The sequence below is a fragment of the Neisseria sp. HMSC069H12 genome (genome assembly GCF_001812735.1).
Lineage (GTDB): Bacteria > Pseudomonadota > Gammaproteobacteria > Burkholderiales > Neisseriaceae > Neisseria > Neisseria subflava.
The window spans coordinates 2,216-2,499 of sequence record NZ_KV810294.1 but is presented as its reverse complement, the minus strand read 5'-3'; the positions used below and the strand labels follow the sequence as shown (position 1 = coordinate 2,499).

The 284-nt window shown below is 44.0% G+C and carries 1 pseudogene; it reads left to right on the top strand.

The features are described from left to right. Window positions 1-284 (top strand): annotated as a pseudogene (locus HMPREF2872_RS08845) (hypothetical protein); the annotation flags it as partial.

The following is a 284-nucleotide window of genomic DNA, read 5'->3' as shown; positions in this document are numbered from 1 at the left end:
AACAACGGCGGCAACAAGATTACCAACGTTGCGGCCGGTACGGATGACACCGATGCGGTTAATGTTTCTCAACTGAAACAAGCTGCGACGGCATCTAAAACTGAAGTTGTTCAAGGTAAGAACATCGTTGTGACTGAAAAAACAGGTGACAAAGGTCAGACTGTTTATGAAGTTGCTACCGATAAAGACTTGGACGTTGACAGCGTGAAAGCCGGTGATACTACTGTTAATAATGATGGTGTGAAAGTTGGTGATGATGTTGCATTGAACAAAGACGGCTTGAA